Raw genomic sequence first — 13,109 nt, 5'->3', positions numbered from 1 at the left:
GCCACCCCGGCCGCGCCGGACAGTCTGGGGACATGACCCGAGCACTGATCGTCATCGACGTCCAGGAATCCTTCCGCGCACGGCCGCTGTGGGAGACCATCTCCGACCCGAAGATCGCCGACAGGGTGGACCGGCTGGTCCGGCTCGCCCGGCAGGCCGGGGACCTGGTGGTGTGGGTCCTGCACACCGAGCCCGGCAGCGGCGATGTCTTCGACCCGGCCCTCGGCCATGTCCGGCTGCTGGAGGAGCTGCGGCGCCAGGACGGGGAGCCGCTGCTCCACAAGACCTCGCACAACGCCTTCACCACCACCCATCTGCAGCAACTCCTCACCGAGCGCGGTATCCGCGAGCTCACGGTCTGCGGTATCCGCACCGAGCAGTGCGTGGAGACCACCACCCGGCTGGCGAGCGACCTCGGCTACGCGGTCACCTTCGTCGTCGACGCCACCGCGACCAACCCCATCCCGCACCGTGACGCTCCCGCCGGCCAGAGCGTCGACGAGCTTGTCGCCGACCCCCGCACCCTGAGCGCCGAGGAGGTCATCAGGCGTACCGAGTACGCCCTCGCCGGACGCTTCGCCACCATCGCCACCGTCGCGGAACTGGAAGCCGCGGCCGGCTCTCGGGCATGATGACCGGATCGTGAGCCACGTCGTCTTCCTCCTGGTGCCCGGTGTCCATCTGCTGGACCTGGCGGGTCCCGCGCAGGCCTTCTCCACGGCCGCGGACCTCGGGCACCCCTACACGCTCTCCTACGTCGCCGAGCGGCCGCTGGTCGAGACTGCTCAGGGCCTGCCCCTGGTGGCCCGGCTCGACTGGCCCGCACTCGGCCCCGAGGACCTGATCGTGGTGCCCGGCTGGCGAGGGCGCACCCTGGCCGACAGTCCGGCCATCGGCCCGGGCCCCCTGCGGGCCCTCCGGGACCACCACGCCGGGGGCGGGACCGTCGCCAGCGTCTGTGCCGGAGCCGAGGCGCTCGGCCGGGCGGGCATGCTCGACGGCCGCCGCTGTACGACACACCACGATGTGCAGGACGAGCTCGCCCGCCGCTACCCCGGGGCGACGGTCATCCGCGATGTGCTGTACACCGCCGATGACCGGGTGGTCACCTCGGCCGGTATCGCCAGTGGCATCGACCTGGCCCTGCACCTCGTCGCCACCCGGCACGGCCCCGCCGTCGCCGCCCAGGTGGCCCGGGACATGGTCGTCTACGCGCGGCGCAACGGCCATGAACCGCAGGCCAGCGCCATGCTCCGGTACCGGTCCCACCTCGATGACACCGTGCACCGCGTCCAGGACCTGCTCGACGCCCGCTTCGACCGGCCCTTGCCGCTGTCCGCCCTGGCCACCGCCGTGGGCGTGAGCGAGCGTACCCTCACCCGCCTCTTCACCCGTGCCACCGGCGGCCTCACCCCGCTGCGCTATCAGCAGGCGCTCCGCCTCGAACGCGCCGAACACCTCATGAGCCACGGCGCCACGGTCGATGCCGCCGCCCGCGCGGTCGGCTTCGAGGACCCGCGTATGCTGCGCCGGCTGCGGGCCCGTGAGGTGGTCTGACCGGTGGCCGCGTTCCGGCCGCGGCCGGAACGTACACGCCACGCCGACGTCCGCACCCCCGGGGCCGGTTCATCGCGCAGCACTCTGGTCGCGATGAGCCTCCTGGGCTACCGTCGGTAACACCCTGCCGTCGCAGGGGCTCCACGCGCCTCCCCGTCCCTCCGCATGCCCCCATGTCCCGGAAGGCGAGCCCCCATGCAGAACACGTCAGTCCCGGCCGGTATGACCCGCCGCCACGCCCTGACCGTGACCGGCGGAGCCCTCGCCGCCGCGACCCTCGCCCAGGCCGCGCCCGCCTTCGCCGCCGGGTCGCAGGACGCGGACGCGATCGTCGTCGGCCACGGGCTCGCCGGGCTGGTGGCCGCGTCCGAACTGGCGGCGGCCGGACGCAAAGTGCTGCTGCTGGACCAGGAACCGGAGAGCAACCTGGGAGGGCAGGCGTTCTGGTCCTTCGGCGGTCTGTTCCTCGTGGACTCCGATGAACAGCGGCTGATGGGCATCAAGGACTCCCGTGAGCTGGCCTGGCAGGACTGGCTGGGCACGGCCGGGTTCGACCGGGGTGTCGGAGACCCCTCGGGCCAGGACCACTGGGCGTACAAATGGGCCGAGGCATATGTGGACTTCGCCTCCGGTGAGAAGCGGTCCTGGCTCGCCGGGCTCGATGTGAAGTGGTTTCCGATCGTCGGCTGGGCCGAGCGCGGCGGCGGGCTGGCGGACGGACACGGCAACTCGGTGCCGCGCTTCCACGTCACCTGGGGCACCGGCCCCGCCGTCGTCGAACCGTTCGAGAAGAAGGTGCGCGCCGCCCAGGCGGAGGGCAGGATCACCTTCAAGTTCCGGCACCGGGTCGATGACCTCGTGACCACGGACGGCCGTGTCACCGGTGTACGCGGCGCGGTCCTGGAGCCGAGCAACGCGCAGCGCGGCAAGCCCAGTTCCCGCAAGGTGGTCGGGGAGTTCGAACTCCGCGCCCCGGTCACGATCGTCACCTCCGGCGGTATCGGAGCCGACCACGACCTCGTCCGGCGCAACTGGCCTGCCCGGCTGGGCACCCCGCCGAAGTTCATGGTCACCGGGGTCCCGGCCTACGTGGACGGGCGGATGCTCGCTATCACGGAGAAGGCGGGCGGGCGGATCGTCAACCCCGACCGGATGTGGCACTACACCGAGGGCCTGCGCAACTACGACCCGATCTGGCCCGGCCACGGCATCCGCATCCTGCCCGGCCCGTCGTCCCTGTGGTTCGACGCCACCGGTAAACGCTTCGACTCGCCCGACATCCCCGGTTACGACACCCTGCACACCCTGAAGTCGATCACCGACACCGGGTACGACTACTCGTGGTTCGTCACCACCCACAAGATCCTCGCGAAGGAGTTCGCGCTCTCCGGGTCCGAGCAGAACCCCGACCTCACGGAGAAGAACATCTGGAAGCTGCTGTCCCGTATCTGGCAGACCCCGGAACCGATCGAGAAGTTCACCAAGCAGGGTGTGGACTTCATCGTGGCGACGACCCTGTCGGAGCTCGTCCGGGGGATGAACAAGCTCACCGGCGACAACCTCATCAAGCTGGATGACCTCACCCGCCGGATCGAGGCCCGGGACCGGGAGATCGCCAACCCCTACACCAAGGACGTGCAGGTCATGGGTATCCGTAATGCCCTGGCCTACCCCGGGGACGCGATCAGCCGTACGGCCTCGGCCCACCGGATCCTGGACTCCGGCGCCGGACCGCTGGTCGCCGTCCGCCTCAACATCCTCACCCGCAAGACCCTCGGCGGCCTCCAGACCGATCTCTCCGGCCGTGTCCTGAACGCCTCCGGCCAGCCGGTCCCCGGACTGTACGCGGCCGGTGAGGTCGCGGGCTTCGGCGGGGGCGGTGTCCACGGCTACCGCTCCCTGGAGGGCACCTTCCTCGGCGGCTGTCTGTTCTCCGGCCGCCAGGCGGGCCGGGCGGCGGCGGCCGCCACCGCCACCTGAGCTCCCGGTCCAACGCCGATGAGCCACAGCGGCTGACCGTCACCGTTGGCAAGGAAAACTGTACAAACGCCCAGAGTTGGACGGTTGGCGCGGGCTAGGGACGATGTTGTGCGGCCGGTGCCTTACATACTTCGGTGCGGCCCTTTCCCCAGCAGACCCGTGCAGACCTGAGCAGGTCTGCTCAGGTCTGCTCAGAAGGGCCACGCGATACGAAGAACGTGAGTGCACGCAAGGAGAATCTGTCGTGAGGATCACCGCCCTACGGAAGCGCGCCGTAACCGCCCTTTCCGCCACGGCCCTGGTGTACGCCGCGCTGTTCAGCGCCGCCGGTCCCGCCGTGGCGGTGCAGGGCGGACAGCCGGCGCGCGCGGCGGATCACCCGTGGGCCGTCGCGCTCAAGCCCGCGGTGGTCCCCTTCTCCTTCTGCGGGGGCACACTGATCGCCCCGACCAAGGTCCTCACCGCGGGGCACTGCGTGGACGCCTTCCTGAAGGTCCCGGGCCTGCTGCGGGCGGTCTCCGGCCGGAACACCATGGTCTCCCCGGGCGGCACTTCGGTGAGCGTCGCCCGTATCTGGCGCCACCCGGACTACGCCACCTTCACCCACCAGGGCGAGACCGGCTACCGCAACGACGTTGCCGTGCTCACCCTCAAGTCCCCGATCGACGCCCCGACCCTGCCCATCGCCGCCCCGGATGCGCGCGACCTCTACCAGCCGGGACGGAGCGCCCGGATCCTCGGCTGGGGCACCACCTCCTCCGGCGGCCTCGACGGCGGTGTCCTGCGCACCGCGACCGTCCCGGTGACCGCCGACTCCTCCTGCGCGAGCGCCGCTTCCTACGGCGACGCGTACGACTCCCGCCAGTACACCTGCGCGGGCGACTTCGCCCGTGGCGGTGTGGACACCTGCGACTACGACAGCGGCACCCCGCTGGTGGTCGACGGAGTCGTCGCCGGGATCACCTCCTGGGGCGTCGGCTGCGGCAAGGCGGGCCATCCCGGCCTCTACACCCGGGTCAGCACCTTCTCCTCGGAGATCACCGCTCAGCTCGGCACCACGTGATGCGCGGACGCCCGCTCGACGCGGTCCTGGCCCTTCCCCGCCGCTCGCCGGTCACCTTCGGATACGTCTGTCTGTTGCTGCTGACCCATGTGTGGATCACCCGGGGACTGACGGAGGACCGCGCCCAGTCCGTGCTGCGTGACATCAGCACCAACCTCGACAACCTGACGGACCGTCCGCTGGCCGCGCTGCTCGGCAGTGCGCTGGTCTTCGACGGCACGCTGACCGACGTCACCTCGCTGCTGTTCCCGGCCACCGTCATCACGCTGGGACTCGGCGTCTGCTGGTGTCTGGCCCGTGCCGAGCGGCGGTGGGGCCCGCTCCGGGCGTTCGCGGTGTTCCTCACCGGGCACATCGGCGCCACACTGCTCACCGCCGGCCTCATCGCCGTGGCCCTGCGGCAGGGCTGGTATCCCGACGAGGTCCGCGGCACGCTCGACTTCGGCATCAGCTACGGCGCCCAGGCCGTCATGGCCGCCACCACGGCGATGATGCCGCGCCGCGCCCGGCTTCCGTGGGCGGCCTTCGTGATCGGCTGGCCCATCGCGGGCGTGGAGTGGGTCGGGTCGCTGCCCGACTTCACGAGTGTGGGTCATGTGCTGGCGGCCGCCATCGGCTTCCTCTTCCTGCTGCCGCCCGTCGCGCACCGGCTCAGCCGGGGTACCCCGCCGTCGCCGGACCACCGGGGGAAGCGGTCGGCGACCGGCGCGTGGGAGAACGGCAGATGACCACCGTGACGGGTGCCCGGCCGGCGGACCGCCGGCCGGGCACCCGTCGTTCAGCGGGTCACCGGGTGTCGAGCCAGCCCTTCGCGAGGACGGCCTGGTAGTAGAGGCGGGCCGTCCGGTGGCACTGAGCACGCTCGGCGGCGGTGTAGTCGACCGGCCAGCCCCGGCTCTCGCAGATGTTGTCGAGGTCCTGCAGGAGGATCCGGTCGACACGGTCCTTGTCGGAGCGTCCGTCGAGGCTCTGGCGGAAGGAACCCTCGCCGAGCAGATCCTGGTAGCTGCCGTACGCGAAGTCGTGCCGGTAGCAGGCGATCCGGAAGTCGAAGCGCCCGACGGAGTCCGGGGACGCGTTGCACCCGTTGGTGGACCAGTCGAACTCATAGCGGTCGGGTGTGCCCTTCTGGTGCTCGTACAGGGCCATGATCCAGGCGGTGCGGGACCCCTCGCCCTCCTGGGTCAGGCTGTCGAGCCGGGCGAGCTTCTCCTCCGCCGAGGCGGGGGCGGCCGGTGCGTGGAGATCGGTCCACTTGTCGTCCGCTCCGGAGCCGCTGTACTTCTAGACGGAGCGGCGGTCGGAGGCGAGCCGGTAGAGGTGGTCACCGCTGGTGGTGAACGCCGCGCCGGGGCCCCCGACGCGGTTCCACCGCTCGGGCTGACCGTTGTACTTGTAGAGGTCGCCGGAGTCAGGGTTGGTGGCGTAGAGCGTGTTGCCGCCGAAGATCTCGCCCGAGCGCCCGCCGACCTTGGTCCAGCGGCTGTGATCCGGTTCGTACACCCACACGCAGCAGCGGTCGGAGGTGAGTTTGAAGATGTTGTTGTCCGTGACGGCGAACGTGGCGCCGGCGCTGCCGATCTGCTCCCACCGGCCGTCCTCGTACGTGCTGATGTCGCCGGTGGCCGGGTCCGTCGCGTAGAGCGGCGCGGAGGGGCCGGTGTAGAGGTCCTTGGCGGGCCCGCCGACCTTGGTCCACACATCGCCCTTGCCGGTGTACTCCCATACGCCGCTGCCGTCGGGGCTGATGCCGTACAGGTGCTCGCCCGAGGAGGCGAAGGTGGCGCCGGGGCCGCCGATACGGGTCCACTGGTGGGGTTCGCCGCCGTACTCGCTGATGTCCCCGGTGACGAGGTCGGTGGCGTAGAGGGTGTCGGCACTCGCGTAGAGGTCCTTCGTACGACCACCCACTTTGCGCCAGTTGACCGTGTCGGAGGACCACTCGTAGACGGCGGAGTGGTCGGCGGCCAGGGCGAAGACGCTGTCCTCGGCCGCCACGATCCGGCCTATGGAGAGGGGCTCGGGTGAGGGGGCCGGAGACGGATCGGCCTGCGCGGGGACACCGATGGCCAGTGCCGCCGCGCCGAGCAGGAAAAGGACCTTCTTGGCCGTGGACAGGCGGTGCACCGCGGAGCGCCGCGGCTGTCCGGCCGGCTCACCGGCACCGCGGCGGCGCCGGACGGGGAGAGGAAGACGTTTCATCGGAGTGCCTCCTGGCTGAGGTGTGACCGATCGGCGCCGGGCCGCGCCGGACGAGGTGGTGCCACGACCGTGGCAAGCGACCCGATTGACCAACAACGCCTTTGTGCGTTAAGCCAGTTCGTCAGTGGACAAGAGGGGATGTCCGCGGACACCGAGGGGGATCTGCATGGGCAGGGCAGGACGTCCGCACGCGGGCTTGAGAGGCGAGACCGAGCACATCAACGCCCTGGCCCGGCTGCTGGGAGAGGTGACCCGGGACCTGACCGTGCGCGAGCTCGCCGAGCGGTACGCCGGTGGCGGCAAGACCATGTGGGGTCTCTACCGCAGTGGGGAACGGCTGGTCCCGGCCCATCTGCTGGAGAAGGTGATCAATGACCGGGTGCGCGATGAGCCGACCCGGCTGCGGCTCCACGCCGAGGCCGGCCGTCTCTACGCCCTGACAGAGGCCAGGCAGCCGCGGCAACCCGCACCGACCAAGGCCGCGCAGGCGCTCGCGGACGCCGTGCGGGCGCAGCGGCAGGCGGAGGCCGACCTCGCGGAGTCCGAACGCCTCATCCAGACGCTGCTGCGGATCATCGCCGACCTCGATCACGCCGACGCGCCCGGCCGGTCGGCCGACGCGGCGGCCCACGAGCGGCTGCGGCAGGCCAGGGAACGGCTCAAGGAGGCCGAAGGCACCAAGTCGGAGGCGCTCAAGGCGCACAAGGAGGCCCTCAGCACGCTCCGGGACGCCCGCGCCGCGGCCCCCGAGGCCTCCGGTGCTCCCGGCGCTCCCTCGGTGTCCGCGTCGGCCACGCCCTTGACCAGCGCGGACATGGCGGACTCCGCGGACAACACCCGCCCGTCGCCCACCCGGACGGACTCCTTACCCGGCGACCTCCCGCCACCGCGGCGTGGGCGGCCGGAGGCGGCCGACCGGTGGAACCGCTGGCGCACCCCCGCGCAGTGGGCGGCTCTCGCGGCGCTGGTGGGTCTCATCTACCTCGCCACCCACAGTCAAGGCAGCGGACGGCAGAGGGAAACGGCCAGCCCACCGCTCGCCACGGCCATGCCAGGCGACATCCCCAGCCCTCGGACTCCGGTTACGCCTCCGCGCTCCCCGTCCACGGCAGAGCCTTCCACCACCGCACCCACCTCGGCGTCCCCTCCGCCGAGTCCCTCATCGAGCAAAGCGCCGAAACGCGCGGACTCCCCGGGACCGGCGCGCACCACGCCCTCCGCTTCCCGCGCCGTGGTCCCGCCCGCCGGGCGTACGATGATCACGAACGCCAACAGTGACCAGTGCCTCGCCGTCCCCGCCGCGAGCACCACGTCGGGCACCCAGGTCAATCAGTTCCCCTGCGGTGCCCATCCCGACCACTACTGGACATTCCAGGCCGCCTCCGCGGGCGGTACGGGGAGTGGTTACTTCCTGATCCTGAACTCCCACAGCAAGCAGTGCCTTTCCATCGCCGATGCCAGCCTCGACGCCGCGGCCGCGGCCATTCAGCGCCCTTGCGGCAGCTCTTCGGACCAGCGATGGCGGCTGGAGAAATGGCCGGACGGAGTGCGCATCGTGAACGGAAGGAGCAAGCAGTGTCTGGCCGTTCCCGCGGCGAGCAAGGAGATCGCCATGCCGGTCAACCAATTCCCCTGCGATGACTATCCGGACCACTACTGGATGTTCGACGTCCGGACATAGCGGGAACGGACGGCCCCGGAGTGGCTCCCGCCGGGGCGGGAGCCACTGGGGGCGTCAGAGGTTTCTCCGGCGCCGGTGTGCGGCTTCATGGTCGCGGACGGCCGGGTGCATCAGGGCGAGGACCGAGTCGAGGTCATCGCCGTGGTGCGGGTCGTCCGCCATGCGGTTGCGGCCATAGGTGCCGCAGCCGGTGCACTGGTGGACGATCATGTACCCCTTGGCGGAGTGGTGCTCGACGGCGACCGGGCGCATCAGCGCGCGGCAATCGTTGGCACGGTCTCCGGCGGAGATGTCCACGTGCAGCGAGTGCAGACAGTACGGACAGTGGTTGCGGTAGCCGCCGTTGGCCAGTGCCACCACCGCCCTGCCGCAGTACGCGCAGGTGAAGCCGGTGTTCTCGGTTGTTCTTCTGCTGATGGTGCTGCTCCTCGGCGAGTCGAAGGGGGTCTTCAACTCGGAGGCGCAGGGTTCCGTTCGCTCTCCCCCCGCCGGGGCGGGGTGCGCAGGCTCGACCGGGGAGTGACGCGGTTCACCGCCCCTGTGTGCGGGCGATTACTCCCGGCTCCAGCTTCACCGGAGTGGGCGGGCCACTCCGGATCCGGACCACGACCGGGTTTGTGGGTTTGTCCCGGTCACTGTCACGCGGGTGTGCCACGTGCCGCCGGTAGGTGTCCGTCCGGTCTCACTGCCGTCGGCGTCGTCCCCCGTCAGACAGCATCAGCAGCGGCATGGGTCATCGTGATCACGCCACCTCCCTCTCCTCGGTCCGGTGTCCCTCCGCGTCGGCGGCGATCGCGGAGACGCTTCCAGTCTAGGCGGGGGAGGAGGGGCGGCCGGGAGTGCGGGGACGGGAAATAGTGTGCCAAGCGACCGTCGTCCGTCCCTGGATCTACTCGCGCGTAACCCTCTCTCAACCTCCTGTACGCGATCAGGCGTCTGTATCTGGCAGGGGCTATCGCACGCGTCCACGGGCCGTCCCGGCCCGCGCGCGTGCGGAGAAGGAGGGGGACGTGGGAATAGATGCGGATCTGCTGGCGGTGGTTCCACTGGACACCGAACGCGCGAAGGACTCCGCCGTCACCGGTGCCAAGGCCGCTCATCTGGCCCGCGCCGCCGTGGAGGGGCTGCCGGTGCTCCCCGGCTTCGCCCTCGTACCGGCCGGGCGGGCGAAGGGCGCCCCCACCGGGGTGGAGGCGCTGCGCCGGGCCTGGTCCGAGCTGACCGGTGAGGGCGGGCGGCCGTTGGTCGTGCGGTCCTCCTCGGCGCACGAGGACACCGAGGACTCCTCGATGGCGGGCCGCTTCGCGTCCGTGCTCGACGTGGGGGGCTGGGAGGAGTTCACCGACGCGGTGCGGACGGTCCTGGAATCGGCCCGCCGTGTGCAGGTGCTCCACCCTCCGGAGGGGCGGAACACGGACCCGCTGGACGGTATGGCGGTCCTGGTGCAGCCGATGCTGCGGGCGGTCACCGGCGGGGTGATGTTCGGCGCGGACCCGGTGGAGGGCCGGGAGGACCGCATCCTGGTCAGCGCCGTCAGCGGCGGCCCCGACCGGCTGGTGGACGGCAGCACCCAGGGGGTGCGCTACCAACTGTCCCGCTCGGGCAGACGGTTAGGGTCCGAACCGGCGGAACCCCGCTCCGCGCGGCTGCTCGGCCGGCGCGAGACCACCTCGCTGGCCCGGCTGGCCAGGAGGACCCAGCGGGTGTTCGGCCGCCCCCAGGACATGGAGTTCGGCTTCGACGCGGAGGGCCGTCTGTGGCTGTTCCAGGCCCGGCCGATCACCGCGATGGCCGTCCGGCCGCCGCGCGGCGCACGGCTGCTGGGGCCCGGCCCGGTCGCCGAGACCTTCCCCGGGGTGCTCCAGCCGCTGGAGGAGGACCTGTGGGTGGCCCCCATGTCCCACGGGCTCACCCTCGCCCTCGACATCGCGGGGGCCGCGCCGCGGCGCAAGCTGCGCACCCTGCCGGTGGTCAGCACCGTCGGCGGGCGGGCCGCCGCCGATCTGCGCCTTCTCGGTGCGGTGCGATCCGCCCATCCTCTGCGGGACTTCATCAATCCGGCCCCCGGCGCCCGCCGTGTCATGGCCGCCTGGCGGGTGGGACGGCTGCGCTCCGCGCTGCCGCTGCTCGCACTGGACCTCATGGCGGACGTCGACCGCCACCTCGCCGACTTCCCCGCCCCGCGGCAGATGCTCGGCGGTCAGCTCCTGGACGCGGTCGCCTGGGGGCGCACCGTACTGTCCTCCCTGCATGCGCAGGAGTCCCTGGCCGGGGCGCTGCTCCCGTCGGGTGCCGGGGCCACCGGTGCCGGTGAGGCGCTGGCCGTGCTGGCCGAGGGCCGGGCGCAGGGCCTGGGTGACGGTCAACTGCTGGTGCGCCACCCGGTTCTGCTGTCCCTGCTGCCTCCCACGCTCGGTGACCGCGGTGCCCTGCCGGAGACCACGGTGGCGGCGGGGGTTCCGCATGGTGTGGGAGCGCTCCCGGTCCGTGAGGGCCTGCGGCTGCGTATCCGCTGGGTGCAGGAGATGCAGGTGGGGATGGTGCGTGAACTCGGTGCCAGGCTGCGGGTCGATGACGGTGCGGTGGGCATGTCCCGTCTCCTGCTGCTGCGGTGGAGCGAGCTGACCGGGGCCGCGGACGGCGGCGGGCTGCCGCCCGATCTGGCCGAGCGGCTGCCGCGGCCGGACGCCCCGGCCCTACCCGCCGCCTTCCAACTGGCCGACGGCCACCCGGTGGCGCGGATCGTGGACGGGCGTGGCCGTACCGGTGCGGGTCAGGGCGCCGGGGGAGGCATCGGTACTGGGGTCGCCTGGGACGGACACGGTGACCGGCCCGAGCGCGCGGTGCTGGTCGTCTCCGCGCTCGACCCGGCGCTGGCCCCGTTGCTCCCCGGGCTCGCGGGCCTGGTCGCCGAGACCGGCAGCGTCCTGTCCCATCTCGCCGTCCTGGCCCGTGAGTACCGGGTGCCGACCGCCGTCGGCGTACCCGATGCCCCGGACCGTTTTCCGCCCGGCACCGATCTGTGGGTGGACGGCGGCACCGGAGCGGTGGAGAAGTCCGGTGAACACTCCGAGCCGGAGACTCCGGCGAGCCGGAAGGGAGCGGCGGCATGAAGTACGTGGGCTTTCTCTTCGGCGGTCTTTCGGCCACCTACGCGGGCTACTACCTGGTGCTGTACCTGTACCGGTGGGAGTGGCAGCGCGCGCTGATCTCCGGGGTCCTGCTGCTGGTGATCGAGGGGTTCCTGGCCTGTCTGGTCCTGCTGTCCCGGCTGTCGCGGCTGGAGCGGCGTCTGGTGGAGTACGACGCCCGGGTCGAGGAGGTGCGGCGGCGGCTGGAGCAGTCCCGGGAGGCAGCGCCGGACCGCCGGTTCCGCTGGATCGGCTCGGAGGAGCTGGACGGCACCCAGCGGACGTTCGTCTTCGTACCCGTCCTCATGGTGGCCGGAGCCGCTCTGTCCGGTGTCGCGTTCCTCATCCAGAAGGTCGCCGGGGTGACCACCCGCCACGGTGCCGAACGCCGGCTGGCCGGACGGCTGGCGGGCCTTACCGCCCCTCCCGGCGCGGGCGCGCGCTCACCGCGGCTGGAGGACCGGCCCGCCGTACCGCCGTCCCGCGCCGGGCGGAAGGCGGCGGCCCTGGTCGCCGCCGTGGCCGCGGTGGCGCTCCTGGTGGTGATGCGGGGCAGTCTGGCGGACGCCACCCAGACCCGGCCGGAAGCCGCCCCGGACGCGGCGGCCACCACCGTGGTGTTCCAGGTCGACATGCGGGGTGAGGTGGCGGCGGAGGCCCGGCAACTCGCCGCGCACGACCTGTGGCAGACCTGCCGCCGCTCCACCGCCGCCCTGAACGACCGGACTTCGCTGCACCGTCTGGAGGAGAAGGTGTACGCCGGGGTGATCCGGCCCGCCCTTCCCCCGCACGATGTGATGCGGCTGCGGGGCTGTATTGAGGACGCCTCGACCAACCGTGCCACGGCGCGTGTCCTCGGCGAGGGTCAGGCCGCGTCCCGGCACTGAGGGGGCCGGCGCGGCGGAGCCGTTGCCCCGGTCATACGAGGGGCGCGGTTTCCGGCGGTGCGGGGCGGTCCAGGCGCCAGATCACCTCGACACCGCTGCCCGAGGGTGCCGCGGGTGGCACGGGTGGCGCCGCCTGGTCACGCCGGACTTCGGTGAATCCCAGTCGGCGCGGGATGCCACTGCTGGAGATGTTGGCCAGGTCGTGTGTGATCTCCAGGTAGGCCACGTCCGGCCGGGCGAACATCTCGGCCGTCATGGCGGCCGTCGCGCGGGTGGCGATGCCCTGGCCGACGGCGGAGGGATGCAGCCAGTAGCCCAGCCGCCATCCCCGGGGTTCGGTCCCGGGGTAGACCTGGCACATGCCGATGAGCGTGCCGTCCCTGGCGATGGCGTAGTTGTAGGACTCGCCGCTGTCCCACTTGGCCACGTACTTCGACAGCAGCTCCCGGGTGTGCTGTTCGCTGTGCTCGGCGACCCAGGGCATCCACGGGCGCAGGTGGTCCAGGGATTCCTCGATCAGTGTGCACGCGGGAGCGACATCGCGCTCTCCCCGCCAGCGTCGCAGGACGACGTCCCCGCACTCGATGCTCTCACTCGGCCGCTCCATG

12 protein-coding genes are annotated in these 13,109 nt (G+C 71.8%); 8 read left to right on the top strand and 4 right to left on the bottom strand.

The window, feature by feature from the left end:
- Positions 1–32 precede the first annotated feature (32 nt).
- From NMK44_RS06705 to NMK44_RS06685, 5 genes are all read left to right on the top strand, one after another.
- Positions 33–632, top strand: coding sequence for an isochorismatase family protein (locus NMK44_RS06705; RefSeq protein ID WP_254739288.1), 600 nt, complete (start codon positions 33–35; stop codon positions 630–632).
- A 10-nt stretch (positions 633–642) separates the two neighbouring features.
- Positions 643–1,557 carry a GlxA family transcriptional regulator gene (locus NMK44_RS06700; protein WP_254739286.1) on the top strand — a complete coding sequence of 305 codons (915 nt, stop codon included), beginning with the start codon at positions 643–645 and terminating at the stop codon, positions 1,555–1,557.
- A 195-nt stretch (positions 1,558–1,752) separates the two neighbouring features.
- Positions 1,753–3,537 (top strand): FAD-binding dehydrogenase, encoded by a 1,785-nt coding sequence (locus NMK44_RS06695; protein ID WP_254739284.1) that lies wholly within the window; start codon positions 1,753–1,755, stop codon positions 3,535–3,537.
- Positions 3,538–3,781: 244 nt separating this feature from the next.
- A complete protein-coding gene (locus tag NMK44_RS06690; RefSeq protein WP_254739282.1) occupies positions 3,782–4,600 on the top strand; it encodes a S1 family peptidase in 819 nt (272 codons plus the stop codon).
- Positions 4,600–5,328, top strand: coding sequence for a rhomboid-like protein (locus tag NMK44_RS06685; protein WP_254739280.1), 729 nt, complete (start codon positions 4,600–4,602; stop codon positions 5,326–5,328). The genes NMK44_RS06690 and NMK44_RS06685 overlap by 1 nt, the downstream gene beginning before the upstream one ends.
- 58 nt (positions 5,329–5,386) lie before the next feature.
- Here the strand turns inward: NMK44_RS06685 and NMK44_RS06680 are convergent, their stop codons facing one another.
- Together NMK44_RS06680 and NMK44_RS06675 are read right to left on the bottom strand one after the other, a co-directional pair.
- Complete coding sequence (locus tag NMK44_RS06680; RefSeq protein WP_254739278.1) at positions 5,387–5,749, bottom strand: phospholipase A2; 363 nt, start codon at positions 5,747–5,749, stop codon at positions 5,387–5,389.
- A 135-nt stretch (positions 5,750–5,884) separates the two neighbouring features.
- A complete protein-coding gene (locus NMK44_RS06675) occupies positions 5,885–6,802 on the bottom strand; it encodes a hypothetical protein (protein WP_254739276.1) in 918 nt (305 codons plus the stop codon).
- A 166-nt stretch (positions 6,803–6,968) separates the two neighbouring features.
- Between NMK44_RS06675 and NMK44_RS06670 the strand changes: the two genes are divergently transcribed.
- Positions 6,969–8,483, top strand: a complete 1,515-nt coding sequence (locus tag NMK44_RS06670; protein WP_254739274.1) for an RICIN domain-containing protein — start codon at positions 6,969–6,971, stop codon at positions 8,481–8,483.
- 54 nt (positions 8,484–8,537) lie between these two features.
- Here NMK44_RS06670 and NMK44_RS06665 read toward each other — a convergent pair whose 3' ends face one another.
- On the bottom strand, positions 8,538–8,936 hold the full coding sequence (locus NMK44_RS06665; protein WP_254739272.1) for an RNHCP domain-containing protein: 399 nt from the start codon (positions 8,934–8,936) through the stop codon (positions 8,538–8,540).
- Positions 8,937–9,493: 557 nt separating this feature from the next.
- Here NMK44_RS06665 and NMK44_RS06660 point away from each other — a divergent pair.
- Both NMK44_RS06660 and NMK44_RS06655 read left to right on the top strand, forming a co-directional pair.
- A complete protein-coding gene (locus tag NMK44_RS06660) occupies positions 9,494–11,596 on the top strand; it encodes a PEP/pyruvate-binding domain-containing protein (RefSeq protein WP_254739270.1) in 2,103 nt (700 codons plus the stop codon).
- Entirely contained in the window at positions 11,593–12,501 is a 909-nt protein-coding gene (locus NMK44_RS06655; RefSeq protein WP_254739268.1) for a hypothetical protein, read from the top strand. The genes NMK44_RS06660 and NMK44_RS06655 overlap by 4 nt, the downstream gene beginning before the upstream one ends.
- 31 nt (positions 12,502–12,532) lie before the next feature.
- Here NMK44_RS06655 and NMK44_RS06650 read toward each other — a convergent pair whose 3' ends face one another.
- On the bottom strand, positions 12,533–13,108 hold the full coding sequence (locus NMK44_RS06650; RefSeq protein ID WP_254739266.1) for a GNAT family N-acetyltransferase: 576 nt from the start codon (positions 13,106–13,108) through the stop codon (positions 12,533–12,535).
- Between the last annotated feature and the right edge of the window lies 1 nt (position 13,109).

This window comes from Streptomyces cucumeris (assembly GCF_024295805.1).
Lineage (GTDB): Bacteria > Actinomycetota > Actinomycetes > Streptomycetales > Streptomycetaceae > Streptomyces > Streptomyces cucumeris.
The sequence above is the reverse complement of the archived record's forward strand: the minus strand, read 5'-3'. Positions and strand labels throughout refer to the sequence as shown.

What these genes read in the sequence shown, in the direction of transcription:
- NMK44_RS06650 (WP_254739266.1), bottom strand. Translation starts at nt 13,108, where the DNA reads ATGGAGCGGCCGAGTGAGAGCATCGAGTGCGGGGACGTCGTCCTGCGA.
- NMK44_RS06680 (WP_254739278.1), bottom strand. Translation starts at nt 5,749, where the DNA reads ATGGCCCTGTACGAGCACCAGAAGGGCACACCCGACCGCTATGAGTTC.
- NMK44_RS06695 (WP_254739284.1), top strand. Translation starts at nt 1,753, where the DNA reads ATGCAGAACACGTCAGTCCCGGCCGGTATGACCCGCCGCCACGCCCTG.
- NMK44_RS06675 (WP_254739276.1), bottom strand. Translation starts at nt 6,802, where the DNA reads ATGAAACGTCTTCCTCTCCCCGTCCGGCGCCGCCGCGGTGCCGGTGAG.
- NMK44_RS06655 (WP_254739268.1), top strand. Translation starts at nt 11,593, where the DNA reads ATGAAGTACGTGGGCTTTCTCTTCGGCGGTCTTTCGGCCACCTACGCG.
- NMK44_RS06685 (WP_254739280.1), top strand. Translation starts at nt 4,600, where the DNA reads ATGCGCGGACGCCCGCTCGACGCGGTCCTGGCCCTTCCCCGCCGCTCG.
- NMK44_RS06670 (WP_254739274.1), top strand. Translation starts at nt 6,969, where the DNA reads ATGGGCAGGGCAGGACGTCCGCACGCGGGCTTGAGAGGCGAGACCGAG.
- NMK44_RS06705 (WP_254739288.1), top strand. Translation starts at nt 33, where the DNA reads ATGACCCGAGCACTGATCGTCATCGACGTCCAGGAATCCTTCCGCGCA.